Annotated in this window: 27 protein-coding genes and 1 pseudogene; 21 read left to right on the top strand and 7 right to left on the bottom strand. The window is 41.3% G+C overall.

Annotated elements, in window-relative coordinates:
* From BGC07_RS06235 to BGC07_RS06195, 11 genes are all read left to right on the top strand, one after another.
* Positions 1-712 (top strand): rod shape-determining protein (locus BGC07_RS06235; RefSeq protein ID WP_069312399.1); only part of this gene is annotated, 712 nt, incomplete at its 5' end.
* Between the two features lie 9 nt (positions 713-721).
* Positions 722-1,621 carry a rod shape-determining protein MreC gene (gene mreC, locus BGC07_RS06230; protein WP_069312398.1) on the top strand — a complete coding sequence of 300 codons (900 nt, stop codon included), beginning with the start codon at positions 722-724 and terminating at the stop codon, positions 1,619-1,621.
* Positions 1,618-1,956, top strand: a complete 339-nt coding sequence (gene mreD, locus BGC07_RS06225) for a rod shape-determining protein MreD (RefSeq protein ID WP_235602985.1) — start codon at positions 1,618-1,620, stop codon at positions 1,954-1,956. The genes mreC and mreD overlap by 4 nt, the downstream gene beginning before the upstream one ends.
* 5 nt (positions 1,957-1,961) lie before the next feature.
* A complete protein-coding gene (locus BGC07_RS21940; RefSeq protein WP_235602984.1) occupies positions 1,962-2,135 on the top strand; it encodes a hypothetical protein in 174 nt (57 codons plus the stop codon).
* 68 nt (positions 2,136-2,203) lie between these two features.
* Entirely contained in the window at positions 2,204-2,800 is a 597-nt protein-coding gene (locus tag BGC07_RS06220) for a Maf family protein (protein WP_069312397.1), read from the top strand.
* Entirely contained in the window at positions 2,790-4,259 is a 1,470-nt protein-coding gene (rng, locus tag BGC07_RS06215) for a ribonuclease G (protein ID WP_069312396.1), read from the top strand. The genes BGC07_RS06220 and rng overlap by 11 nt, the downstream gene beginning before the upstream one ends.
* A 2-nt stretch (positions 4,260-4,261) precedes the next feature.
* Entirely contained in the window at positions 4,262-6,370 is a 2,109-nt protein-coding gene (locus tag BGC07_RS06210) for a YhdP family protein (RefSeq protein WP_069312395.1), read from the top strand.
* Positions 6,327-7,931, top strand: coding sequence for a YhdP family protein (locus BGC07_RS06205; RefSeq protein ID WP_069312394.1), 1,605 nt, complete (start codon positions 6,327-6,329; stop codon positions 7,929-7,931). Before BGC07_RS06210 ends, BGC07_RS06205 begins: the two co-directional genes overlap by 44 nt.
* A 46-nt stretch (positions 7,932-7,977) precedes the next feature.
* The gene (locus BGC07_RS06200) at positions 7,978-8,508 is read left to right on the top strand and encodes a cytidylyltransferase domain-containing protein (protein WP_235602983.1); all 531 of its coding nucleotides are present in this window, start codon (positions 7,978-7,980) and stop codon (positions 8,506-8,508) included.
* Positions 8,465-8,788 (top strand): cytidylyltransferase domain-containing protein, encoded by a 324-nt coding sequence (locus BGC07_RS21935; protein ID WP_235602982.1) that lies wholly within the window; start codon positions 8,465-8,467, stop codon positions 8,786-8,788. The genes BGC07_RS06200 and BGC07_RS21935 overlap by 44 nt, the downstream gene beginning before the upstream one ends.
* Positions 8,788-9,477, top strand: a complete 690-nt coding sequence (locus BGC07_RS06195) for a histidine phosphatase family protein (protein ID WP_069312393.1) — start codon at positions 8,788-8,790, stop codon at positions 9,475-9,477. Before BGC07_RS21935 ends, BGC07_RS06195 begins: the two co-directional genes overlap by 1 nt.
* A gap of 176 nt (positions 9,478-9,653) precedes the next feature.
* Here the strand turns inward: BGC07_RS06195 and BGC07_RS06190 are convergent, their stop codons facing one another.
* The 5 genes and pseudogenes from BGC07_RS06190 to BGC07_RS06180 form a co-directional block, all read right to left on the bottom strand.
* Complete coding sequence (locus BGC07_RS06190; protein WP_069312392.1) at positions 9,654-10,073, bottom strand: hypothetical protein; 420 nt, start codon at positions 10,071-10,073, stop codon at positions 9,654-9,656.
* 43 nt (positions 10,074-10,116) lie between these two features.
* Positions 10,117-10,449 (bottom strand): annotated as a pseudogene (locus BGC07_RS23145) (anhydro-N-acetylmuramic acid kinase); the annotation flags it as partial.
* Between the two features lie 49 nt (positions 10,450-10,498).
* Positions 10,499-11,209 carry an anhydro-N-acetylmuramic acid kinase gene (locus BGC07_RS23140; RefSeq protein WP_268801622.1) on the bottom strand — a complete coding sequence of 237 codons (711 nt, stop codon included), beginning with the start codon at positions 11,207-11,209 and terminating at the stop codon, positions 10,499-10,501.
* Positions 11,206-11,598 carry a M23 family metallopeptidase gene (locus tag BGC07_RS21930; RefSeq protein WP_235602981.1) on the bottom strand — a complete coding sequence of 131 codons (393 nt, stop codon included), beginning with the start codon at positions 11,596-11,598 and terminating at the stop codon, positions 11,206-11,208. The genes BGC07_RS23140 and BGC07_RS21930 overlap by 4 nt, the downstream gene beginning before the upstream one ends.
* Before the next feature lie 10 nt (positions 11,599-11,608).
* Positions 11,609-12,568: a LysM-like peptidoglycan-binding domain-containing protein gene (locus tag BGC07_RS06180; RefSeq protein ID WP_235602980.1), complete on the bottom strand. Its 960-nt coding sequence runs from the start codon at positions 12,566-12,568 to the stop codon at positions 11,609-11,611.
* Positions 12,569-12,669: 101 nt separating this feature from the next.
* Here BGC07_RS06180 and tyrS point away from each other — a divergent pair, with 101 nt between their 5' ends.
* Together tyrS and BGC07_RS06170 are read left to right on the top strand one after the other, a co-directional pair.
* The gene (tyrS, locus tag BGC07_RS06175; RefSeq protein WP_069312391.1) at positions 12,670-13,866 is read left to right on the top strand and encodes a tyrosine--tRNA ligase; all 1,197 of its coding nucleotides are present in this window, start codon (positions 12,670-12,672) and stop codon (positions 13,864-13,866) included.
* Positions 13,867-13,907: 41 nt separating this feature from the next.
* The gene (locus BGC07_RS06170) at positions 13,908-14,504 is read left to right on the top strand and encodes an outer membrane protein (protein WP_069313812.1); all 597 of its coding nucleotides are present in this window, start codon (positions 13,908-13,910) and stop codon (positions 14,502-14,504) included.
* Between the two features lie 331 nt (positions 14,505-14,835).
* Here BGC07_RS06170 and BGC07_RS06165 read toward each other — a convergent pair whose 3' ends face one another.
* Both BGC07_RS06165 and BGC07_RS06160 read right to left on the bottom strand, forming a co-directional pair.
* Complete coding sequence (locus BGC07_RS06165) at positions 14,836-15,504, bottom strand: Bax inhibitor-1 family protein (protein WP_069312390.1); 669 nt, start codon at positions 15,502-15,504, stop codon at positions 14,836-14,838.
* 135 nt (positions 15,505-15,639) lie between these two features.
* Complete coding sequence (locus tag BGC07_RS06160; RefSeq protein ID WP_069312389.1) at positions 15,640-16,941, bottom strand: inosine/guanosine kinase; 1,302 nt, start codon at positions 16,939-16,941, stop codon at positions 15,640-15,642.
* A 373-nt stretch (positions 16,942-17,314) separates the two neighbouring features.
* On the opposite strand from BGC07_RS06160, the gene BGC07_RS06155 reads away from it, so the two are divergent.
* From BGC07_RS06155 to cas3f, 8 genes are all read left to right on the top strand, one after another.
* Positions 17,315-17,704 (top strand): hypothetical protein, encoded by a 390-nt coding sequence (locus tag BGC07_RS06155; protein WP_235602979.1) that lies wholly within the window; start codon positions 17,315-17,317, stop codon positions 17,702-17,704.
* 168 nt (positions 17,705-17,872) lie between these two features.
* Positions 17,873-18,955 carry an alanine racemase gene (alr, locus tag BGC07_RS06150; protein WP_069312387.1) on the top strand — a complete coding sequence of 361 codons (1,083 nt, stop codon included), beginning with the start codon at positions 17,873-17,875 and terminating at the stop codon, positions 18,953-18,955.
* Positions 18,940-19,518, top strand: a complete 579-nt coding sequence (locus tag BGC07_RS06145) for a GNAT family N-acetyltransferase (RefSeq protein ID WP_235602978.1) — start codon at positions 18,940-18,942, stop codon at positions 19,516-19,518. Before alr ends, BGC07_RS06145 begins: the two co-directional genes overlap by 16 nt.
* Before the next feature lie 77 nt (positions 19,519-19,595).
* Positions 19,596-20,255 (top strand): 6-carboxytetrahydropterin synthase, encoded by a 660-nt coding sequence (locus BGC07_RS06140; RefSeq protein ID WP_235602977.1) that lies wholly within the window; start codon positions 19,596-19,598, stop codon positions 20,253-20,255.
* A 271-nt stretch (positions 20,256-20,526) separates the two neighbouring features.
* On the top strand, positions 20,527-21,093 hold the full coding sequence (gene speG, locus BGC07_RS06135; RefSeq protein ID WP_069312386.1) for a spermidine N1-acetyltransferase: 567 nt from the start codon (positions 20,527-20,529) through the stop codon (positions 21,091-21,093).
* A gap of 713 nt (positions 21,094-21,806) precedes the next feature.
* On the top strand, positions 21,807-22,385 hold the full coding sequence (gene cas1f / locus BGC07_RS21925) for a type I-F CRISPR-associated endonuclease Cas1f (RefSeq protein WP_235602976.1): 579 nt from the start codon (positions 21,807-21,809) through the stop codon (positions 22,383-22,385).
* Positions 22,366-22,758, top strand: a complete 393-nt coding sequence (cas1f, locus tag BGC07_RS21920) for a type I-F CRISPR-associated endonuclease Cas1f (RefSeq protein WP_235602975.1) — start codon at positions 22,366-22,368, stop codon at positions 22,756-22,758. Before cas1f (BGC07_RS21925) ends, cas1f (BGC07_RS21920) begins: the two co-directional genes overlap by 20 nt.
* Before the next feature lie 54 nt (positions 22,759-22,812).
* Positions 22,813-25,575 carry a type I-F CRISPR-associated helicase Cas3f gene (gene cas3f / locus BGC07_RS06125; protein WP_158006881.1) on the top strand — a complete coding sequence of 921 codons (2,763 nt, stop codon included), beginning with the start codon at positions 22,813-22,815 and terminating at the stop codon, positions 25,573-25,575.
* Positions 25,576-25,692 lie beyond the last annotated feature (117 nt).

Raw genomic sequence — 25,692 nt, 5'->3', positions numbered from 1 at the left:
TGCCTGTGTGCCTTGTGGCTCGACCCAAGTTGAGCGGCGGGCGATTCGAGAGTCAGCGTTAGGGGCTGGAGCGCGTGAAGTTTATTTGATTGAAGAACCGATGTCAGCTGCGGTGGGCGCAGGTTTACCCGTTGAAGAGGCGGCAGGTTCTATGGTTGTAGACATCGGTGGTGGAACCACTGAAATTGCTATTATTTCCTTGAGCGGTATCGTTTATTCTGCTTCTGTGCGCATTGGTGGCGATCGTTTTGATGAGGCCATCGTCAGCTATGTTCGGCGCAATTATGGTTGCTTGATTGGTGAGGCAACGGCTGAGCGTATTAAACATGAAATTGGTTCAGCCTATCCTGGCAATGAAGTGAGAGAAATGGAAGTGCGTGGACGTAATCTTGCAGAAGGGGTGCCGCGCAGTTTTACCTTAAATAGCAATGAGATTTTAGAAGCCTTGCAAGAGCCTTTAATGGGGATTGTCAGTGCAGTCAAAGCTGCGTTAGAACAAGCTCCTCCTGAGCTTGCTGCTGATATTGCCGAAAAAGGCATGGTGCTAACCGGGGGCGGTGCTTTATTAAGGGATTTAGATCGTTTATTGATGGAAGAGACAAGCCTGCCAGTGTTGGTGGCAGAAGACCCCTTAACTTGTGTTGCTCGTGGTGGTGGACGCGCGCTTGAGCTTGCTGATGAGCGGGGCTTTGACTTTTTAGCGACAGAGTAGAGTGCGGCTATGCAGCAGTATCGCAGTGGGCGCAAGCGTTTGGCTTTACATTTTTTATTCTGGTTTGGTTTAGCTTGGGCGGTATTTTTTGTGGATCGCTACACACAGCAGGCCAAATTAATGCGGCTTACTTTAGGAAGTGCGCTTTATCCTTTTGAGTACGTCGCAGCGATGCCTTATCAGTTTAGTCGTTGGCTAAAGCACAGTGTGAGCGAGCGTTATCAGTTATTTGCTGAGAATAAAAAACTGAACGAAGAAGTTGTGCGATTACAGGTGATGTTGCAGCAACTACTTGTTCTTAAAACAGAGAATCAGCAATTACAGTCCTTATTGAATGCAAGCCATAAATTAAGTCCTCAGCGTTATCGTTTGGCGCAGGTGGTCCAGGTTAAAACAAATCCTTATAAGAAAATTATCATCGTTGACCAGGGGACAAGCAGCGGTGTGTATGTTGGTCAGCCGGTTGTCGATGCCTATGGGGTATTAGGGCAAGTGGTCTCTGTTGGGCTTTGGAGTGCAAAAGTATTACTTCTGTCAGATTCTGATAGCGCCTTGCCTGTGTTTGACCAGCGCAGTGGTGTTCGTGCAATTTTAACCGGACAAGGAAAAAGCGGCAACTTAGAGCTTAAGCATGTGCCTGATACGGCAAATATTAAGATGGGTGATATTTTATTAACATCTGGGATGGGAGGGCGTTTTCCTGTCGGTTACCCGGCAGGCGTTGTCAGTAAAGTTGTACGTAATCCGGGGGCTGCATTTGCAAAGGTGACAGTCACCCCTGCAGCACATATGGATCGTGGACGCTTAGTGATGATGGTCTGGCAGGAAAAAACAAAATTGCCTCAAGCAGAGAATGCACAGACAGTCGAAGTGGTAAAAGGGAAGACAGAAAAAGGTAGCAAGCTATGAGGTCATATACCTACCAATCAAAGCAAGGCTTAAGTTGGCGAGTAATTGGTTTAGCGACTGTTTTATTGGCGCTTGTCTTTGAAATGTTAGTTATTTCAGGCTGGACGATGTATATTTGGCCTCAATGGCTATTATTAATTATTTGTTATTGGACGGTCAGAGCCCCCAATATGATTCCATTAGGTGTTGTTTTGTTATTTGGGCTGGCTTTGGATGTAATTCATGCGAATGTGTTGGGGGTGCATGCTATTGTATTGCTGGCCTTGGTTTATTTAGTGCAAAAGTTTCGCAAGCGTTTTTTGCTCTTTCCTGTGTTACAACAAGCTTTTTTGTGATGGCAATGACTGCGGTTTACCAGGCGGCTTTATTTGGTTTTCAATATTGGTTGAGCCCTGAAAATAGTGCTCTCTTATTTGAACCTTGGCGTGAGTTAACAATTCTTTCTTCTTTTGTTATGTGGCCGTTATTGCAGCTTTTGCTAAATAGTCTATTCGGGAGGCGTGAGCGCGGTTAATTTTTTTGTTACACTGGCTACCGAAGATGATAAATCTGAAATGTAGCTTATTAAGGTGTAGTAGTAACATGTCCGCACAACTTTATCTTGCATCAACCTCTCCTCGGCGGCGTGAATTACTTAGCCAGCTTCATCTGTCATTTCAAACATTAAATCCTAATATTAACGAAAGTATACAAAGCAATGAAGGTGCCGATGAGTATGTTCTGCGTATGGCTCGAGAAAAAGCACAGGCGGGTCTTGTGCAATTACCAGGAAAAAATAATATTATTTTAGCTGCGGATACCGCGGTTGTTTGTGATGAACATATACTAGGAAAGCCGATTGATCAGGCTGATGCACAGAAGATGTTATTACTGTTATCGGGGCGTTCACACTGGGTGTATAGCGCGGTTTCTTGTGTAAATTCTTATCAGCAAGAAAGTATTTTGGTGAAAAGTAAAGTCTATTTTCGTTCATTGACTGAGCAAGATATTATGGATTATTGGCAGACTGGTGAGCCATGCGATAAAGCGGGTGGTTATGCCATTCAAGGCTTGGCTGCAATATTTATCGAACGCTTAGAAGGGAGCTTTTCGGCGGTGATGGGGTTACCCTTATTCGAAACAAATGCACTATTACAAAAATTTAAAATAAGAGCCTTAGGGGATACGAGTGAGCGATGAAATACTTATTAACTGCATGCCTCAAGAAACACGCGTTGCTATTGTTGAAAATGGTGTCTTGCAAGAAGTTCATATTGAGCGTGATAATGAACAGGGATTAGTCGGTGTTATTTTTAAAGGCATTGTGGCTCGGGTGCTGCCTGGTATGCAAGCGGCATTTATTGAATTAGGTTTAGAAAAAACTGGATTTTTGCATGTCTCTGATGTTGTGCCTTTAGTTGAGAAAGACAGTGAAGAGGAAGAGGCCCCACCATTACCTGATATTCAGTCTTTGCTTTATGAGGGTCAAAAAATCCTTGTTCAAGTGGTTAAAGACCCTATGGGAACTAAGGGTGCACGTTTAACTACACATTTGTCGATTGCATCGCGCTGCTTGGTTTATATGCCAGATTTAGCTCGTATTGGAGTGTCTCAGCGGATTGAAGGTGAAGAAGAGCGTGAGCGTTTGCGTGGTTTGCTTGCAGGCCACCTTCCTGAAGATGAGGCTAAGGGCTATATTGTTCGTACTGCCGCAGAAGGCATGGATGAGCGCACGATATTGGCGGATTGTGCATTTTTAAAGCACATGTGGCAAAAGTTATCTGAACGTGTTCATGCATTAGAAGCACCACAAGTGGTGTTCCGTGAATTGCCACTGGCGATTCGTTCATTGCGTGACTTTATGCGTCCAGGCTATAAACTGCGTATCGATACCCAAGAGGGTTATCAAAAGCTATGTGAGTTTTCTGAAGCCTATGTGCCAGAAGCACGTATGCAGTTGCATTACTATGTCGGTGAGCGGCCTATTTTTGATTTATATAATGTTGAGCGAGAAATAGGACTGGCTTTACAGCGTAAAGTTATTTTAAAGTCTGGTGGGCATTTAGTGTTTGATCAAACAGAAGCGATGACGACTATCGATGTGAATACGGGTGGCTTTGTCGGCCATAAAAATCTAGAAGAAACAATATTTAAAACGAATATGGAAGCGGCTGTTTCAATTGGTCATCAATTAAGGTTACGTAATCTAGGCGGCATTATCATTATAGATTTTATTGATATGGAAAAAGAGGAGCATAAACAGTTGGTGCTTGAGGCGCTTGAGAAAAGTTTTGACAAGGATCATGCTAAAATTACCATTAGTGGTGTTTCAAGCCTTGGGCTGGTCGAAATGACACGTAAGCGCACCCGAGATAGTTTAAGAAATACACTGTGTCAGCCATGCCCGTTATGTGAAGGTCGAGGTTCAATCAAGACGATAGAAACGATTTGCTATGAAATTTGCCGCGAAATTTTTCGTGAGGTAAAAACGTACAATGCCTCAGGGTATCTGGTTCTGGCTGCGCAAAATGTGGTGGACTATATGTTGGATGAGGGGTCTAGCCATTTGGCGGAATTAGAAACACAAATTGCTAAACCTGTTCGTTTGCAAGGAGAAGCACTGTATACGCAAGAACAATTTGATATTGTCCTGGTGTGATAATGCGTTGGCGTTTTTGGGCTTGGTTATGCATTGATACTATTTTAGTGCTGGCGCTTATGTTGGGTGCGACAGCCTACTTCTTGCACAATGAATTACGCCAACCAAAAATATGGCTAGAGCGTTTCGCAAAGAGTCAGGGGGTCACTTTAAAAGTGGCTAGTGTCAAGACAGTTGATGATAGCTTGCTATCCCCTGCATTTGAGGTGAAAGACCTTGAAATAAGCAATGAAAAACAAGGCTGGTCTGCAAAAATAAAGTATGACCATGTCCACTTTAATTTGTTAAAAAGCTTATGGCATTGGCGATTGAGCACCAATGATATCATTGTGCGAGATGCAACGGTTAACTTTGATATCGATCAGGCTCACTTTGAGAAAAAAGCAAAGCGCTCTCCTTTATCTATTTTCCCCTGGCTTAATGCCCAAAAAAAGGTGAATTTTAGTAATGTTCGTCTCAATCTACAACGAGGCAAAGTTAAAGATAGTCTCAATTTTAATGTGTTGTGGGACAGCTCAGCAAAAGCAACGAGTCGCTTAAAACTGCTCGCAACGGGCGCACGTGATGAAAAAATATCTGTTACTGCTGAGGTGAAGAAAACATCTTTAGGTGGCCTTAAATCAGCGAATATTCACTTGCAAGCTCAAAAATTATTACTCTCTTGGTTCAGTCTCGCTAAAATTAAAGTGGCTAAGCAAGATTACCGAATAGATACTGATGCGAGGTTTTCAGGGAATCTAGAAAACGCACAGTTTTCTGCACGATTTTCTTTACAAGGTGCGCGTGTCAGCGCTTTACAATCTGTTAAAGGAGTATTTAAAGGCCACATTAGTGATGATAAGGCTCAGTTTTTGCTGCCGGAGTTGAGAGTTAATGGGCAGTCTTATCCTAAACCAATCAGCTTAAATTTAGACTATAGTGGTTTTAGTTGGAAAATAAATTCTACTGGCTTAGCACTTAAGCCGTTAGTGCCGTTAACTTATTTATTTGATACAACGGGCTTGAAATATCAAAATGAACTTGACCGATTAAGTACTTTACAAGGCTATATTTCTAATATTAGTGGTTATTGGCAGTCTAATCGTCGTTGGAAGCTTACGGTGGATCTTGTTGATTTAGGTGTTTTGCCCAGTGAACATCAGCCTGGAGTTACCGGTGTTTCTGGCAAGCTCATATTGAAAGCTGATCAAACTATTTTTGATATGTTCAGCCCTAAACTTCATTGGTTGTGGTCAAAGGCGGAAAAACGCCAGACACCATTATTAAATATTCGAGCGAAAATACAGCTTAATCGCTTAACTTCTGCGACTGAGCTGACCGTAAGTCAAATTAATATTCACAACAAGCAGGCTCAGTTAGGAGGAAGAGTTAATATCTTTTTCCATGATCAAGAGTCTCCTGTTATTACAAGCCGTCTAAATTATTCTCTTATCACGCCAGAAGCCGTTAAAGCGTTTTTGCCGCGTCAAGGAGTCAATCCTGAGTTATTTGTTTGGCTACAAAAAGCTTTGGTTGCTGGAAAAGTCAAAGGTATTGCTGTTTTAAATGGACCGTTATCAAGTTTTCCTTTTACCAATGGTGAGGGGCAGTTTTTCGTCCAGTTTGATGTTAGTGATGGTAGCTTAGATACAACTTATGGTTGGCCGTTGATTACTCAAGGTGATGCACGAGTTACATTTGCTGGACCTAAGTTAACGATTACTGGTAAAAAAGGTTTGATGGCAGGGCTATGGCTGCGTGACCTTAATTTAGAAATGCCTGATATTATGCCAGGAGTGCCGACGGATTTGTATATTCAAGGTCATAGCCGGTTTGATGTTGCAAAAGGGATTGCTTTATTGGCCGATAGCCCACTGAAAAAATTAGTTAAAAATATTAAAGCATCTGCTGGTCAGGGGGTGATTAATCTAAAGCTGAAAATACCTTTTGGCTATAAAGATAAAAATAAACCAAGTAATATTAATGGTCAGCTTGATTTGAAAAATACTGCAGTTGATTTTACCGATAAAAAAGTTGCTTTAACTAATTTATTTGGTGATTTTAGCTTTAATGAAAAAGGGCAGGTCTTTGTTAAAAAACGCACGAGCTGTCATCTATGGGCAACCTGTTAATTTTAATATTAATTCAAAACTAAATAGGAAAAAAACAGTCACAACGATTGATTTTGAATCTTGGCTTTCTGCTGAGGTAGTTAAGGGTTTAGCTGGTATTGATCTTGATGGTTTTATGCATGGCCGTGCGCCATTGTCAGGAGAATATAGTTTTGATGATAATGCCAGTAATTTAGTCGTTCATTCAGACTTGCAAGGCTTATCATCTTCTCTACCCGCACCTTTTAATAAAAGCATTGATAGTAAAGTGGTGCTTTATCTGCATGAAAAGAAAAATAACCAAGACCAGATCATTAACTTAAAATATGGTGATCAAGTAAAGCTTAATGGTGGTTTTACTACGAAGAAAGGGCAGGATGGTTTGCTGTCGCTACAAAGCCATATTGACACTTTGAATCTAAATAATTGGGAAAAAGTCATTCAAAAGCTGCTTTCAAAGACAGATAAAAGTGTGAGTAAAGTTGCTTTTGATTCTTTAAACTTGAATGTGAAAAAATTAATCATTGGGGAAAAAACACTTGATAGTGCCTCTGTGAAGTTAAATCAGAAAAAAACGGGCTTTAACGTTGATGTGAAAAGCTCTGCTTTGGCTGGAACTGCCCAATACAAAAGTGGCAAAAATCCAGAGCTTGATCTTATAGCTTCTAAAACAGATTTAAATACTGCTAAGGCTATATTTGATTGGTATCAGTCTATTTTTAAAGATAAAAATAAAGATTTAAGTTTTGTCAAAAATACTAAAAACTTGCCAAAAATTATTGCAAAGTTAAACAATGTGCTTTATGAAAATTATCGTTTCCAATCAGCTGAATTGTCATTAGTGCCATCGACTTATGGTTATCATCTAGACTCGTTAAAGCTAACTGACCCAAACTATACAGTTGATGCGGTTGGTGAATTAAATTTAATTAAACGAAAAAATCCTTCATTTATAAAAGGTGAAGCCCACTTTAAAGATGTGGGTAAATCCCTTGACAGTCTTGGTATACATAACTTAATCGGTGGTGGTAAGGGATCAGTATCTTTTGACCTTGAGTGGCCGGGTTTGGTAACGGCGGTTAAACCATCCACATTATTAGGCAGAATTCAGATGAATTTAACTGGGGGACATATTACTAAAGTAAATCCTGGCCTTATTAGCTTAATTAATGTGTTTAATGTCGACTCATTTTGGCAACGCATTAAGTTTGATTCCACAGGTATTTTGCAAAAAGGATTAGCCTTTAGTGAATTGACTGGGCTTTTTTCTATTTTTCATGGTAATTTATTTACGAATGATACAGTGGTTAAAGGCCCTGACTTGCAGCTTTCGATTGGTGGTAGAGTGGGCTTTGTTAAAAAGAATGTAGATCTTCTGGTGGGCGCCGTGCCGCAAGTGAGTGGCAGTATTCCAGTGATTGCGCTTGCTGCCGGTGGTTTGTCATTTGCACCGATTGCAGGCGCTTTATGGTTATTTGAAAAAGCGGTGTCCAGTGAAGTTTCAAACCCGCTTGTTTTCCAGTACCACGTGTATGGGCCTTGGAGTGATGTGCAGACTAAAGCAGTGAACACGAGAAAATAATAAAATTAAATTCTAACTATATAAAACAAATAAGGTAACTATACTAATGAAACTAGCTATTATTATTCCAGCACGTTACCACTCAACTCGTTTGCCGGGCAAGCCATTGGTTAAGATTGCCGGCAAAACGATGTTACAGCGTGTGAGTGAAATTGCCAAGGCAGCTTGTGCGGATATAAAAGAGGCAAAAGTCTATATTGCTACAGAAGATGACAGAATTGTCGAGCATGCCGAGAGCTTCGGTGTACCGGCGATTATGACGTCAGATCAGTGCAAAACGGGTTCAGACCGTGCTTATCAGGCGGTAAAAAGTTTAGAAGATAAGCCTGATTTTGTGATTAACTTGCAAGGTGATGCTCCATTAACGCCGCCTGAATTTATCCGCGCGCTCTCACTAAAGGCGTGTGAAAACCAAGAAGCCGAAGTGATTACCCCTGTGGTTAATTTAGCTTGGAATGAGCTTGATCAATTGCGTGAGAATAAAAAGAAAACTCCTTTTAGTGGGACAACGGCGATTATTGATAATAATTCGCGTGCTTTATGGTTCTCCAAAAAATATTATCCCGGGTATTCGTAAAGAAGAAAAATTACGCAAGCAAAGTGCTTGCTCCCCGGTTTATCAGCATATTGGTTTGTATGGATATCGTTATGATGTGTTAGAAAAATTTGTCAATTTACCAGAGAGCCATTATGAAGCTTTGGAAGGCTTAGAGCAGTTACGCTTTTTAGAAAATAATATCAGCATTACGGCTGTGCCAGTTCAATTTATTGCCGGAGCGATTTCAGGAGGTGTTGATAGTCCTGAAGATATCCAGCGGGTTGAAGCGCATATTCGCCAACATGGGGAGATTTTATAATGAAAGTTTTTGCATGTCGGCACGGCAATACTTTTGGCCCTGATCAGCAAGGTGGTGAGCGTATTTTTATGAGTGGTTGTAATAATAATATCCCCCTTGTTGCAACAGGGCGACAGCAAGCTCGCAACTTTGCGATATATCTTGATAATAATAATATTATGCCCGATGCGCTTTATGCGAATCATTTAGTACGAACTTGGGAAATGGCGGTTATTATTCGCGAATATTTTCTAGCGAAACATGGCGTTGAAATACCTTTATATAAAAATGAGGGCTTACTTGAGTTAGATTATGGTGTGTGGGCAGGTTTGACAACGAAAGGGGAAAGTGCTGAGACCAATGAAGTGATTGAAAAATTTGGTCTTGAAGCTTGGCAAGCTTGGCAACATGAGCGAAAAATACCCGTGGGCAAACCGCATGATTGGAAAATGACTGAAAAGGATATGACTCAGAGTGTTACTGATTTTTTTGAAGGCTTAATTAAAAGACATGATGATAATGATACGATTGTTGCGATTGGTAGCCAGGGCAGTTTGACCTTTATTAATAGCTTGTTTACTGGTGGCATGAAAGAAGCTGTAGAAAAGAAACAAGTAAAAATTAAAACAGGTCATTTTTGCGAGTTAGATTATAATCACTCTAGTGGTTGGGAATTGCTAAAATGGAATTACTCTTCGGTATCAGCGTAAAAAGTAAAAATAGTTAGTTTAAAGCTAATGAGCTATTGAGGTCGATGGCGTTGTTGGTCAACAGTGCTTTGTAGTGGTGAAGGTCTTTATAAAAGTGATGTTCACCATTTTTTATAAAGCTATATTCAATACCGAGATTTTTTAAGTGATTTGTTGTTGGCTTATATGGGTCTTTATTACCAAAAAGAGCAAATGTGGGGCATGTAGGGGCGACTTTTTTCATACCTAAGTCGAGTTGAAGAAATGCAAATCAAAGCGCGGCAAAGCCCTGAGTTCTTCAAAGCGGCTTGCCAGAGCATGGTGCCACCAATGCTAAAGCCAATTGCTAAGTCATAGCTTGATCGGTCATTTACTAGGTTCTCTGCAGCTTTTTCTAAAGCGTTTTTATGAATGAATTGACAGTGTAATTCTTGTTCGGTGAGTTGGTGAGAGTGCTTTATTTTGGCAAGTTCTGGAGCGGAGTATATATAGTGCTGATAGCCGAGTTGGCTATATTGCTGAGATACTTCTTGCAGATAGTGGTTGTCTTGCTTTATGTGGTCTATACCAAATAAATCTGAGATAATTAAGAGGCTTTTATCTGTTCGTTTTTTCATGTTGTTATTTTAATATTAAGTTTAGTATTAAATGGCTTTGAAGTTAGGCATAGTAAACGGCACCTAATAGGCTTTCTTTTTGAGCGCCAGTGACTTTAGGTAGATTGCCTGGTTTTTTTGCTATTGTCTGTTTAGCCAGCCAAGCAAAGGCAACTGCTTCGACCCAGTCTGGATCGAGCCCTAGAGCTGCTGTTGTTTGAATAGAGAAGTTTGATAAGCGCTTTTCTAGGGTTTTAGTTAAATGTTGATTATGAGAGCCGCCGCCGCATAAATAGATTTCAGCTGTATTAGCTTCTGTTTGAATTGAATTTGCTATTGATTGGCAAGTGAGTTCAAGTAAAGTGGCTTGAATATCTTCAGGTTGATAATGATCTGAAAGATAAGCTTGTAGCCAATTTAAGTTAAATAGTTCACGCCCTGTGCTTTTACGGGGGGGGTAATTTAAAGAAAGGCTCTTTTAGTAGTTGAGTTAACAGTTCAGGAATAATTTTTCCTGATTGAGCCCAGGCACCTTGTTCATCATAGTTTTTATGTTGATGTTGTTTAATCCAACTATCCATAAGCATATTGCCTGGCCCGGTATCATAGCCATAGGTCGGTGTGCCAGGCTTTAATACACTGATATTGGCAATGCCACCGATGTTTAAAATAATTCGGGTAATTTTGTCAGATTTAAACAGGGCCTCATGAAATGCAGGAACAAGTGGTGCGCCTTGGCCTCCTAAAGCAATATCACGGCGACGAAAATCACAGACTGTTGTGATGCCTGTTTGACTGGCGATGATATTCGCATCTCCAAGCTGGATTGATGAAGGGTGGGAGCCTGTTGGTGCATGAAATACCGTTTGGCCGTGAGAGCCAATGGCCTGAATGGTTAAATTGGGATGTTGCTGGATCAATGTGTTCGCGGCTTTTGCAAATACTCGGCCGAACTCGACATCTAGATAAAGGTAGTTTTGCCAGCTAATTGTTTCTTGCGTTGGTGTTGTAATCGCTTTTTGTTTTAAATCTTGGGAGATCGGGTAACTTAAAGCATCAATAATAGTTAGGGTGTTATTTTCGCCTTTAACTAAGACAGCATCGATGCTGTCGAGGCTGGTGCCTGACATGAGGCCGATATAATAATGCATCGTCATTGTGTTTGTGCAACCTGGATATGTGTTTTATTTTCAAGTTGGCTGAGTAGTACTTGAGCTTTGTTTAGAAAGTCCTTGCGGTATTTTTTAGCAATAGGTCTAGCTTTGGGTAAAGTAACTGTGATTGGGTTACGGTGAACACCATTGATGCGAAATTCATAGTGCAAATGGGGTCCCGTTGACATGCCTGAGCTTCCTACATAGCCGATGGTTTGACCAAGTTTGACTATGCTACCACGATGAATACCTGAGGCATAGCGTCTTAGGTGAGCGTAAAGTGTTGTGTAACGTGGGCCATGCTGGACAATAATAACACGGCCATAGCCGCCCTTGCGGCCGACGTATTTCACCCGGCCATTACCGGTTGCTTTGATCGGAGTGCCCCGCACCGCTGCATAATCAACCCCGCGATGGGGTCTGCGTGTTTTTTAACACCGGATGCATGCGTCTTAAGTTAAAGCGAGAGCTAATACGGGCTTTAACAGGGTGGCGCATAAAGGCACGCTCAAGACTGATGCCTTTTTTGTTGTAGTAGCCAATATTGCCACGTGGGTCAGTATATTGGATGGCCGTTAGGACTTTATTTTTATGGTTAAAGTCAGCGATTAGAATATTGCCTATTTTAACCTTCTTGCCTTCATGTTTGAACACTTCATATAGGAAGCTAAAGCGGTCGCCTGAACGTAAATCACGGGCAAAGTCGATTTCCCAGCCGAAGATGTCAATAAGTTGGTGAATAATGCGATCACTGACACCTTGTTTTTGTCCATCATAATAGAGTGAGTTTTTAATTTCTATGGTGGCATAACGACGTTCAACTTCAGTCGCGAGTGATATTTTCTCGCTTTTAAATTGGCCTTTACTGGTACGTTTTAGAAGGATGTAGCTTAGTTTGTCCAGAGAGTAACGCAATTTATAAAGCTGTCCTTGATCATCATCATCTTTGTATTCGATGAGAAATTCTATGGTTTGTCCAGGCTTTAACTGACTGAGTTTTTTGAAGTGTTTGGTTTTTTTTAAGGCTGATAAAGTGTTTTTAGGCAGACCGACATCTTTTAAAATAGAGTAAAGGCTATCACCTTGACCGACGGTAAAGCTCTGCCAATCAGCATCTATGTCTTCACTATCACTTAGGGTCTGTAAAGCTTGCTTTTGGTTTGCTGAAATAGTGACAGGGCTTTGGTTTGTTTTTAATGCTTGTGCGATAGCATTTTTACTAGGCTTGGTTTCGATAATGTTTACTTTAGCCACTGGGGGGCTTGTGGTATTATCCTTGAACAATAGGTAGCCGAGCACAGCGACAAAAAAGCTTACGCTCAATGTGATAGCAATGATGGGGAGCGTTAGCTGCTTTTTCATTCAGAAATATCCATCTGTGAACATCTCGGTCAAACGTTATGGTTTTAATTTAAAGTTAGACGCTATTTAAACAAGTCGGCAAGTAAAAAGAGGAATAATCAATGTCTGAGGTGGCCCAGGCGCTAGAAATTATTAAACGTGGTGCAGATGAGATCATTGTTGAAGATGAGCTGGTCAAAAAGTTAGCAGAAGGTAAGCCTTTGCGTGTGAAGTTGGGGATGGACCCAACGGCTCCTGATCTGCATTTAGGCCATACGGTTGTCTTAAATAAAATGCGCCAGTTACAAGACTTAGGTCATGAAATTTTATTTTTGATCGGTGACTTTACGGCGACGATTGGTGATCCGACAGGCAAGAATATTACTCGTAAGCCGCTCTCTCCTGAAGAAGTTGAGAAAAACGCCGCGACCTATAAAGCACAGGTGTTTAAGATTCTAGATGAAAGCAAAACCCAGATCATGTTTAACTCGGAGTGGATGGGCAAAAAAAGCGCAGCCGATATGATTGCGCTTGCCTCTAGTTATACAGTGGCTCGTATGCTTGAGCGTGATGATTTTGCTAAGCGTTACAGTAATAATCAGGCGATTGCTATTCATGAGTTTATGTACCCATTGGTTCAAGGCTATGATTCGGTGGCAATGAAGGCGGATATTGAGCTTGGTGGCACGGATCAGAAATTTAATTTATTGATGGGCCGTGAGTTACAACGTCAATATGGCCAGCGTCCACAAACAACGATTACCATGCCGCTATTGGAAGGCTTGGATGGTGTGAAAAAGATGTCCAAGTCTCTCGGTAATTATATCGGTATTGCAGAGCCTGCCGGTGAGATGTTTGGCAAAATGATGTCGGTGTCTGATGAGTTGATGTGGCGTTATTATGAGTTACTCAGCTTTAAGCCGATGAGTGAGATTAAAGCCCTAGAGCAAGCGGTTGTAGAAGGGATGAACCCACGTGATGCTAAAGTTGAGTTGGCTAAAGAGATTGTGACGCGTTTTCACTCAGCAGCTGCTGCAGATGCGGCCTATGATGAGTTTGTTAATCGTTTTAAAAAAGGCGTTTTGCCCGATGATATGCCAGAGGTGACCGTAGATACTGGCGGAGAGATGGCAATTGGGAATATACTGAAGGCTGCGAACCTTGTCGGGAGCACTTCTGAGGCAATGCGGATGATCAAGCAAGGTGCGGTACGTATTGATGGTGAGCGCATTGAAGATAAAGGCTTGTTAATGTCCGCAGGTTCAGAGCACGTTTTGCAAGTCGGTAAACGCCGCTTTGCGCGTGTGAACTTAGTTTAATAAAAAAATAGTAGAATAAGGCATATTGGTTGGAGGCTGCGATGAAAAGATGGCTAGGGATAGTCGCTTTCTTTATGGCTGTGCAGGCATTTGCAGGGACAGGCCCTTATGTGCAGAGCCAGGTCGGTTATGGAAAGCTAGATACGGGTTCGGCAAATGGTTTAGAAAGTGACAGCGGTGGTTTTTCAGGTCGCCTATCCGCGGGCTATTTGTTTGGTGGCCAGCGCTTACGTTATGGCGCAGAGCTTGGTTTTGCTCGTTATGCCAGTAGCTGCTATAAGTCTTCTGGTTCGAGCCTAAAATACCAGGGTGATTCTGCTGATGTGTTGGGTGTTTTATCTTACCAAATTGGCGCGCGCTGGAATATTTTTGGTAAAGCCGGCCTCGCTTATGTTGACCAGCAGACCGATGGTAATTTGTTTCCTAGCCAAACGGATTCTAATGCGGCGGTTCAGCCTAAAGTCGCCTTAGGGATGGGGTACTCCTTTACGCCGTCAATTGGTGTGAATATTTCTTATAGTCATACCTTTGGTGACACGCCCGAAGGAATTAATAAAAATAGCACGCCAACAAAGGATATGTTGAACAAGGTCGCGAGCACTGATTTATTGTCTTTTGGTCTGTCTTATCGCTTTTAATTGTTTTTTGCTGTGAGGCTAGAAAAGAAGAGGCGATCCTGGGGTAAAGGATCGCCTCGTTTTAGGGGTGTGCGGCTTTGAGTGAAAAGCCATATCTAAATAATAATCATTATCATTTAAGTTGTCAATATCTTTTGTGCTGCAGTCTGATTGACTGATGAAATATGTTGATTTGGTCTTGTAAGATAAAAAATATAATTTTATATTTCAGTGGGTTATAGTTTTTATTGTTATGTTATCTCTAAAAATTCGCTTGGGTTAAAATAATCGGGCGAATAAAAAAGCCCCTAACAGGGGCCTTAATGTTTATAAAAAGGTTATTGATTGTTATTTAATCGCGGCCTGAAAAAGCGGCAAAGATCTGCAATAGGCTCATAAAGAGGTTGACGATATCTAAGTACAGGCTCATGGTCGCCATGATGTAGTTCGTTTCGCCACCTGAGATAATGCGCTGGGTATCCCAAGCAATGAAACCTGCAAAGACGAGTGCGGCGATGATACTAATCGCAAGTTGCAATGCGGGCAGGTGTAAGAAAATATTCAATAAGCTGGCGACAACAACAACGATGAGGCCGGCCATTAAAATGCCACCTAAGCGTGTGACCATCTGTGGCTTAGCCACCGCTAAGGCAGACATAGCAAAGAAGGTCGCGCCTGTTGTTGCTAGCGCACTCAATACCAGGGTGCTGCCATTACTAAATTGAGTGATATAAAAATTGAGCACAGGCCCTAGGGCATAACCGAAGAAGCCAGTAAAACCAAACAGAGTCACTATGCCCCAGGAGCTATTACGAAGCTTCATGGTCGCAAAGAGTAAGGCGAAACTGATAATTAGATTAAGAATTGGATTAACAGGTGCAGCGTTGCTTACCAAAGCCCAGCCTGCGGTTGCAGCACTGAATAATAGGGTTAAAGAGAGCAAGAAATAAGTGCTTCTCAATACTTTATGGCTTGATAAGAGTGACGTATTACGCTGAACCGTCGACTGCTGTTGATACATAAAAAATCCTCTGTTTTAGTGGTCACCTTATAAGATAAGGGCGCAAAAATAAAAAGCAAGAGGGAAGTTTGCTTGTTAAAGTATATTTACATGTTATTAACGAAGGGTTAAGGCGATAAGTCTAATTCAGGGAGCCTAACGCTCCCAGTAACCATCCTCTAGGCTATCTTCGCGATCAGGAAGCCCACGTGACAGTCGTGTGGCATTTTGTGCGAGCACTTCATAGCTCACACGGTTTGCGTATTTACAGACTTGGGCGAACGATGAATAGGTTAAATAGGCTCTATCATGTTTGCTTGAGTTAGGTAATACAGTGCGATGATAATGATTGGCTGCCATATCATGAAAGAGTGCAGCGAGAGCGCCATCACCTGCGCCATTGGTGTTTTGGATCTTCTCTGGCCCTCCCATATAAGGGTTAATGTGGGCAAAGACCTGTAATGGCTCTTGGCAGTCGCTTTTGCGCATGGGACGGCTGAACTCGTACTGGTTAAAGTCGCTAATCGCGCCCGAGAGTAGCGGGTTAGAGGTTTGACGTGCTTTGGTTTTATCAGTATAACCGCTTAAGTAAAGCCCTTGCGGCCCAACGGTGGTTAAGACCAGATCTGCAATGTCTAATACCGCTTGACTGGCTAATAGTGGATCTTTATGGCCCGTTAAAGCATAGCCTTCGTCTTCATTCATGGCGATGATGGAGACATATTCGTTGATAAAATCATAGAAAAACTGTTGTTTTTCGTTAATTAAAAACTGGGTGCCCAAGGTCAAGACGACGGGGACGTTATGCTTTTTCGCGAGTTTGACCGCTTTTAGCGTTGCCTCGAACATTGGTAAGCTTTCATCTCGCAAAATATAGCTAGAAATCCCTAAAAGCACCGTATCTTTAATGGTCTCTTCTTTGACGTAATCTGCCGAAAGTTGATTCATGACGCCAGAGTTAATACCAAAGCTACGCTCACCATCAGAGGTAATTAAGGTAATACAACGGCCAATTGGACCACTGACCGGTTGCAGATGAGTTAAGTCAACACGGCTGCTGGTGTTGCATAAATAACGATAGGCGGAATCTTGCATACCGATGTTTTCACTCATCACACCCAATTGTACAGAGACATCATCAGCAAGGACTGAGTAGTTGTGTAAGCTGTTACCAATGGTGCCGCCAGCATATTCGCTGATAATTAAATCATTGTTTTTTAAATAGCTGTATAGATTATCTGCAGTTTGATCGCCAATAAGGAGGGACTCGCCTTTTTTCAAGCCATATTCAGCGAGGAGGGATTCATCAACATGGGCTTCGATATCAACAAGGACTTGCGTCACGCCGGTGATATAGGTATTGCCGCGCTTGCTAAAGGAGTGGTTTTCAATGTGGGTTTTGCCACGAGAGCTGATAGGAAAGTAATGTTTAATTTTGCGTTTGCCTGGAAAGCGCATCTGCTCTCATCCTCACTTTGTTTTATCTTGATGTTAAAATATCTAGTTTCTATGTGTATAAAAGTTAAGCATTCTATAATGATTTGCCATGATTGAGAAGGGATTAAGCAGACTTTAAAAAAAGTGGATGATTGCTCTTGTTTGAATTTTATATAAAAACTGGCAGAGAAAAGAAAAAGTTAATATTTTACAATAACATCAAAAACTAGACAAAGTCTGTGGCAGGGTTTAAGATTTTCCTTAGCGCATATGAGAGATCTCGCACAGTTTGTGCATTTGCACAACTTTATACTGGGTATACCCACTTTGGTACGTAAGTGCATATAACTTTAAGTATTAATTAGGTATATCAAATTTTGGAGCGAGGAGAAGGATGATGGCAGAGCAGAATGTACAAGGTGAGCTAGAGTTGTTATTGCATACTCAAGTGACCGACTATGCGAGTGAATGGATGTCTGGCTATGAAGCAGCACAAGAAGAGCTGCCCGAAACTGATAACCCCCATGATTCAAGTGATAAGACGGCTTTTACTGCCTGGACCGAAGGTTGGTGGGCCGGATTTTATAATGAACCGCCGCTCTATCAAAAAAATGCGCCAGTAGATACCGTATCCGCGGCACGCTCTCAGGCAGCCAATGAAAACTGGGTTGAATCAAACGATGAAGAGAGCCAAGAACCAGGCTTTGAAAAGGCCTTGCTTGGTGTTGGTTTCGCCTTCGCTTGTGTTGTATGTTATGAGCTTGTTGTGACGATGGTTGCATAGCTTAGCCAAACAATAAGCCCAAAGAGTTTCAAAACTCTTTAGATTGAGTGCGTTGCTTTAAAAATAAGTTATTTTATAATGTGTTATTTTTAAAGCGCGTTTTCGTCATTCAAGCCCTATACTGAATATTAAGAGCTAACGGAAGCGAGCAAAAATAATAGGGCAGTAATGGCACGAAAGACTCAAGCGCATTTAAGTCGGGATGCGCTACTCCATAATTTAAATCATATTCGATCCCATGCTCCAGGTTGCCAAGTTGTTGGTGTTGTCAAAGCCAATGCCTATGGTCACGGCCTTGAGGATGCAGCTAAAGTATTGGCCCCTTATGTTGATTACTTGGGGGTGGCGGCGATAGAAGAAGCGATGAGTCTTATTGGTATGTCGGTTCAAACGTCCATTTTGCTGATGGAAGGGATTTTTCAGGCGTCTGAACTCGAGCTGGTTTCTAAATATAATTTAGAGATCGTGGTTCACGAAGAAAGCCAGATTGTCGCCTTAGAGCAGGCCGAAATTAATGCTGCTGTGACCGTATGGTTAAAGCTTGATACCGGATTAGGGCGTTTAGGCTTTGCAGCGGATCAGGCCAGAGTGCTTTATCAACGCTTACAAGACTGTGTGAATGTTAAAGAAGTGAAGTTGATGAGTCACTTCTCATCTTCTGATACCAGCCCTGAATATACCGAGCAGCAGTTAAATCGTTTTATTGAAGTGACGGAAGGCTTAGATGCTGAAAAAAGCATTGCCAATGGAGCGGCGATTTTTAACTGTCCAAAATCGTGTGTCGATATCATTCGCCCTGGAGGTTTATTGTATGGTGTGGGGCTTTGGCAAGGAAAAAAATCAGGAATTGACGAAGGTTTACGTCCGGTAATGAATTTACGCTCTCACTTAATTAGCGTAAAAGACTATCAAACAGGCGATTACATTGGCTATGGCATGCGTTGGCAATGCCCCGGGCCAATGCGTGTTGGGGTTGTTGCTATTGGTTATGGTGACGGTTATCCAGTCACAGCGCCGGATGGTACGCCGACGTTGGTGGGTGGTATTGAGGCACCTTTAATAGGTCGAGTGTCGATGGATATGATCACTGTCGATTTAGTAAAGCATCCACAGGCGCAGGTGGGCGATGAAGTCACGCTTTGGGGGGATGGTTTGCCCGTGGAGCGAGTCGCTCATCATGTCGGTGTTGTGCCCTATGCCTTATTGTGTGCGGTAGCTCCACGAGTAAAGCTAGTATGGGATCACCAATAGCTGGTTGTCAGCTACAGAGTCCACGACTGACTCTGCGTTTATTGGATATGGGTGATGCAGAAGATTTCGCGGATTATTTAGCGCAGAATCGTCACTTTCATAGTCCTTGGGATATCGATCACAATGATGAATACTTTCAGCCAATGTATTGGGCGAGTTTACTGGCAGAGAATGTATTTTTATATCAAGAAAAGCGTTCGGCGCGCATAGGATTTTTTTTAAATAATCACCTGATCGGTATGTGCCATATTGCTCAAGTGCTTGTTGAGCCGATTCATCAAGCAGAAATTGGTTATCATATTGATCATCGATATACTCAGCAAGGCTTGATGTTTGAAGCTCTGAGTGCGTTAATTCCCTGGACCTTTGACTATTTTAAATTAGAACGTCTTGTGGCTTTAGTGATACCCAAAAACCAGCCAAGCAAGTGTTTATTAGAAAAGCTCGGGTTTGTTAAAGAAGGCTGTTTGCGCGAATATTTGACGATGAGAGAGCGGCGAGTGGATCATTTACTTTTTACTCTGCTGCGTAGAGAGCTAGACCAGCATGGTCATTTTTCGTAGTGTTTGCAGCAGACTAGATAAACCGCTAGAATGAGCCTCTTTTGCGGTGTGATGAATAGGATAATTGGGGAGGATCAATGGCGGGTTTGTTTGTCGATGATTTAACAGTGATTGATTTTTCTTATTTGCATCATGATCGTGGTATTTTGGGTGAAAGCTGGATTGTCGATATAGAGCTTTATGGCGATTTAAATCCTGAGAATATGGTCTTTGATTTTGCGCACGTTAAAAAGCAATTGAAACAGGTTATCGATAGCACGGTGGATCATAAGTTTGTTATTGCCAAACATCAACGAGATTTAGCGGTTAAGATTGATGATCACCAATGTCAAGTTAAGTATCTGGGCGCTCACGCATTTGAATATAATGCGCCTGAACAGGCGGTTGCGCTGCTTGAGGCTAAAGAGGTTAATATAGAGAGTGTTAAAACCTACTTATTGCCGATCTTAGAAGCGGCTGTACCAGAGAATGTCTATGAGGTTAGAATTTCATTACGACCTGAGAAAATTAGGCACGAACTCTATCATTATACTCATGGTTTAAAGCATCATTTTGGTGATTGCCAACGTATGGTGCATGGTCATCGATCGACGATAGAAATTTATGAAAATAATCAGCGTAATTTGATTGAAGAAAAAAACTGGGCAAAGCGTTGGTGTGATATTTATTTAGGTTCGAAAGAAGACTTATGTGACATAATTTCAACAGAAAAAATAACAAAAATATTGATACGATAGAAGAAAAAGATAACTTTTATCGCTTTTGTTATCGATCAGAACAAGGTTTATTTGAACTTAAAATATTAAAAGAAAACTGTGAAATTTTAAATTCTGATACAACGGTTGAATGCATCGCTGAATTTATCGCCCAAGAATTAAAAGAAAAATATCCGTTATCTGAATTTAAAGTCAAAGCCTTTGAAGGCGTTGCTAAGGGAGCGATCGCATTTGCATAAGTCTTTTTAGCTGATATATGCTTAGGATATGTCGGGTAAAAAGAGGATATTTTGTGGATGCTGATCGTATACGCTTACGGGCGCTAGAAAAAAATGACCTTCCTTTAGTTCATCGTTGGAATAATAATTTTAGTGTGATGCGTTATTGGTTTGAAGAGCCTTACGAATCGTTCGTAGAGCTTGAAGAGCTGTATAATAAACATATTCATGATCAATCAGAGCGACGTTTTATCATAGAAAATAATCAGGGTGAAGTGGTGGGTTTGGTTGAATTGATAGAAATCGATTATATTCATCGCAATGCAGAATATAGTGTATTAATCGACCCGAATCATCAAGGGCGCAGTTATGCATTACTGGCGACTGAGAAGGTGCTGGGTTATGCGTTTAATGTATTGAATTTGCACAAGGTTTACTTGCTTGTCGATCAGCGCAATGAAAAGGCGATTCATGTGTATAAAAAGGCTGGGTTTATTGCTGAATCTGTCCTGGTTGATGAAATTTTTGTCGAAGGAGCTTATCGCTCGGTATTGCGGATGTATGCGCTGAGCGATCACAGTCGCAATTCGTTCAGTGATCAGGAAAATTTACAAGAATCAGCAGATGCCTTAGAAGGGTAAAAACCAATGCTATTAACGGGTGTGCTCAGATGTTAATAGCATCGGGGCTTTCCTACATGAGGAAAGATAGCTGCGATTCTACACTGAATCTTTAAAAGTGCAACAGTCAATGGATATTTTTACTTAAAATTGACAAATATGCTAAGGAAACTTTTTAAAAAACCTTGAGAAAGGTTGGACAATTATTTATTTTTTTAAATGAATAAATTAGCAGTTAATGTCGACTTTATATAGCCAGGCTTTGTTCTTGATTAACGATATGAGCATGATCGAAGATACCAGTAAGTTACTCCTGGGGCTTTCTGGGGTGTTTGAGGTACTGCATTGAGTTTTTTGGGTAAATAACTGCAGGATAGGTGGGGCGATAGCACCTGAACTAAGGAGAGTTGTAGTTTATTTTTTGTAATCGCTTATGACAGACTCTGCGATCTATGCCCCGACTCTTTAGTTGGATGCTTACCTGATTCGCACGGCTTTTTTGTTATTGGACGGTTATCTGGCTCGTTTGATCATGGATGTGAGGTGAATCGCCATATCCTAAAAGAGGTTCGGGTAACCGTGCACTTGCCAATCCTTATCGGTTGATTAAATTGAATATTAGTTCATAGTAAAATTTATTGAATGATAAAGTCATTTATTGATCTTTTATTGAGTGCTAGTTATGCTAAGTTTGATTCTAATCGCTTGGATAAACTCTTGCTATTGGGGTGTGTGTGGAACAGCTGACTGACTTAAAGGCGATATTGCACTCAAAGCGTGCCAATTTATATTACTTAGAGAAATGTCGAGTGATGCAAAAGGATGGTCGGATTTTGTACTTGACAGAGGATAAACAAGGGAAGAATTATTGGAATATACCAATTGCGAATACAACAGTCATTCTTCTTGGTGTTGGAACATCGATTACACAAGCTGCGGTAAGAATGCTAGCTCAAGCGGGTGTATTGGTTGGCTTTTGTGGCGGAGGAGGAACCCCTTTATTGATGGCTAATGAGGTTGAATGGATGACGCCTCAAAACGAATACCGTCCTACAGAGTATCTGCAAGGTTGGCTGTCTTTTTGGTTTGATGACAGTAAAAGGTTAAGCGCTGCTAAGAAGCTTCAGCAATTACGTATTGAATTTTTAAATAAAAGTTGGGAGAAGGACAGTTCATTATCGAGTGCAGGGTTCTACGTAGATGACTGTGATATTGAATTAGCTTTGCAACGATTTCAAAAAAAAGTAGATGAGGTGAGTAGTGTTAGGCACTTGCTTACTGCTGAGGCTGAGTTTGCAAAAAAATCTGTATAAGTACGCAGCGAGTAAGACAAATATGGACTCATTTAAGAGGAAACACTCAGCTGAGGGGGACTATGCAAATCAATTTTTAAACCATGGTAATTACCTTGCTTATGGTTTAGCGGCCACTGCATTGTGGGTGCTAGGGATCCCTCATGGATTTGCAGTGATGCATGGGAAGACACGTAGAGGTGCGCTCGTTTTTGATGTGGCTGATCTTATAAAAGACGCTCTTGTTCTGCCTTGGTCTTTCATTTGTGCGCAAAAAAAACACTCAGAGCAAGAGTTTCGCTCAAAATGTCTTCAGGCGTTTATGGATCATAAAGCATTAGATTTTATGTTTGCTTCGATCAAGTCAATCGCGCAGGGAGCAAAAGAGCTATGATGGTTACTTTTGTATCTCAGTGCGTAAAAAAAAGCCTTGCTGAGAACACGCAGAGTGTTAGATGCTTTCTCTGAGAGAATTGGCGATAGAACTTGGCAAACAGTAATGACGCGAGAAGGCCTGGTTGCTGTAAAAAAATTATTGCGTAAAAGTGCTAGCAAGAACACATCGGTCAGTTGTCATTGGGTTAGGAGTCGTTCGCAAAGTGAATTGCTTTGGATAGTGGGTCGGCGCAACTGTTTTGATTTTCAAGGCAGAGTTCCGGTTAACACAACATCAAAAGCCTTTATGTTGCCTGGAGTTGAAACAGATTGGCACTATTTGCCTTTAACGAAGGCGATTGTTGCTTTAGCAGCATTATTACATGACTGGGGAAAAGCTTCAGTTTGTTTTCAGAATAAACTGCGGGGGAAGAATAGAAAGCAAGGCGACCCTTTGAGACATGAGTGGATTTCATGTTTATTGTTTAAAAATTTAGTTGGAGACGATACCGATGAACAATGGTTGTCTAGACTGATTGCTGGAGATTTTAGTGAGCAACGATTAGTGGGAGATTTTGAAGGTGATTATTGTAAAGCACCTCTTAAAGGGCTTCCCCCTGTGGCTAGTTTGGTTGCTTGGCTAATTCTAACTCACCACAAATTACCTGCTGATGGAAAGCAGAATAGAGAAGGTTCTTATCGACTTGAGGATTATCAGCAATTACTTTCAGTTATTGTAGAAGACTATGGGTATAAAAACAGATCTGACATAGAGGTAAAAGAGTGTCTAAGTTTTAATCATGGCTTGCTGAAAGATTCTCACGCTTGGGTCAGGCAAGTTAAAAAATGGTCAGAGTCATTGTTGGCTTCTAAAGCGTTGGCAGAGCAAGCTATTCAGTCGGGTGTGTGGAAAGTGATTTTACATCATGCTCGACTATCTTTGATGTTAGGTGATTATTGTTATTCATCGCAGGATGCTGATAAAAATTGGGGTGGGGAAATTGATTTATATGCTAATACGAGTCGAGATAACAGGCAGCTTAAACAAAAACTCGATGAGCATTTGGTTGGTGTAGCAAAAAAGGCCTTACATGTCGTGCACCGATTGCCATTTTTCGAGAACGGTTTGCCAGTGGCTCATGATATTGAATTGCTGAAAAAAAGCAGTCAAGGTGATTTTGTATGGCAAGATGAGGCTGCTAAAAAAATTACCAAGTGGCGTGATAGCAATGTTAAGTATGATGAACGACCGTTTGGATTTTTCTGTGTCAATATGGCTAGCACAGGGTGTGGTAAGACAATCGCCAATGCAAAAATGATGCGCTCACTATCACCTGACCGTGATAGTTTGCGCTACGTATTGGCCTTGGGGTTGAGAACATTGACATTGCAGACGGGGGATGAGTATCGAGATAAAATTGGCTTAGATAGTTCTGAATTAGCGGTCATTATTGGTTCACAGGCAGTGTTAGATCTCCATGCAGGTAATCATAGCCAGAGTGATATGGTGGGAAATTTAGAGGAGAGTGGTTCAGAGTCAGCAGAAGAGCTTTTTGAAGGAAACGTATTATTTGATGAGACTTTTCTAGGTGAAACATTGGATGTTTTACTAACGAAGGATAAAGAGAAGAAAATTCTTTATGCACCTGTTCTAGCCTGTACAATTGACCATATAATGAAAGCTACAGAGACAAAGCGAGGAGGCCGTTATATATTGCCAAGTTTGCGTTTAATGTCCTCTGATTTGGTCATTGATGAAATTGATGATTTTTCTCATAGCGACTTAGCCGCTATAACGCGTTTAATTCACTTAGCGGGGCTATTTGGTAAAAAAGTTATGATTTCATCTGCGACAATTACTCCAGGTTTAGCTCAGGGGTGTTTTGAAGCTTATCAAAGTGGCTGGACATTGTTTGCGGCAAGTCGAGGTTATGAAGAAAGTATTGGCTGCGGTTGGGTTGATGAGTCTGAAGTGGAGGTTAAATCAATAAATGAGCAGGCATATGCCGATGAGCATTTAGCGTTTGTTAATACACGGATTGCAAATTTGGAAGAAGGTGAGCCTAAACGAAAACTAAAGCTCGTTCACATTGAGGAAAAAGATATTACTGATGAAGTATCGATTGAGAAACATTATTTTGAAACGATAAAAGCCTCTATTCTTCAGATGCATCGTGATTATTATGGTAATAATAGGGATTTTTCCAAGAAAAATGTTTCTTTTGGTGTGGTCCGCATGGCAAATATACAACCTTGTATCAATTTGAATGATTACTTAAAAGAAGCGAGTTGGCCAAAAGATGTTTCTGTAAAGGTGATGGCCTACCATAGCGATCAAGTGCTGTTGATGCGCAGCTGCCAGGAAAAGCATTTAGATGAAGTGTTAAGACGAAAACCTCCCGAAGCAACATTCGAGAATAAAGTTATAAAAACACATTTAAACCAAGCAGAAGTTGAAAACGTAATCTTTATTTTAGTCGCTACACCCGTGGAAGAAGTGGGCCGTGATCATGATTTTGATTGGGCCATTCTTGAACCTTCGTCTACGCGTTCCATTATTCAGTTAGCGGGGCGAGTTCTTAGGCATCGTGCAATCATTCCTTCTTGTGAAAATGTGGGGATTCTTCAATATAATTTGAAAGGTTATAAGGGTGTTTTTAACCCAAACAAAAAGCGGGGAGTTGTTTTTAGTCAGCCAGGGTTTGAAACTGAAGACACTAAGTTGGAGTCTCATAATTTAAAGGACTTAGATGTGCGGGAGCTATTTCAAACAGGGGTTAGCGCAATCCCTCGAATTAAGAAAAAACAAGCTAAATCCAAGAAAATCTCTTGCTGATTTAGAGCATTACAGCATACATCAGTCTTTAATTGGTCAAAGAAATTGTTTTGCCAAGATGCCACAAGGCTATAATCTGGGGGCTTGGTGGTTAACAGCTCTTCCGCAAACATTAAA

It is taken from the genome of Piscirickettsia litoralis (assembly GCF_001720395.1).
GTDB classification, from domain to species: domain Bacteria; phylum Pseudomonadota; class Gammaproteobacteria; order Piscirickettsiales; family Piscirickettsiaceae; genus Piscirickettsia; species Piscirickettsia litoralis.
The sequence above is the reverse complement of the archived record's forward strand: the minus strand, read 5'-3'. Positions and strand labels throughout refer to the sequence as shown.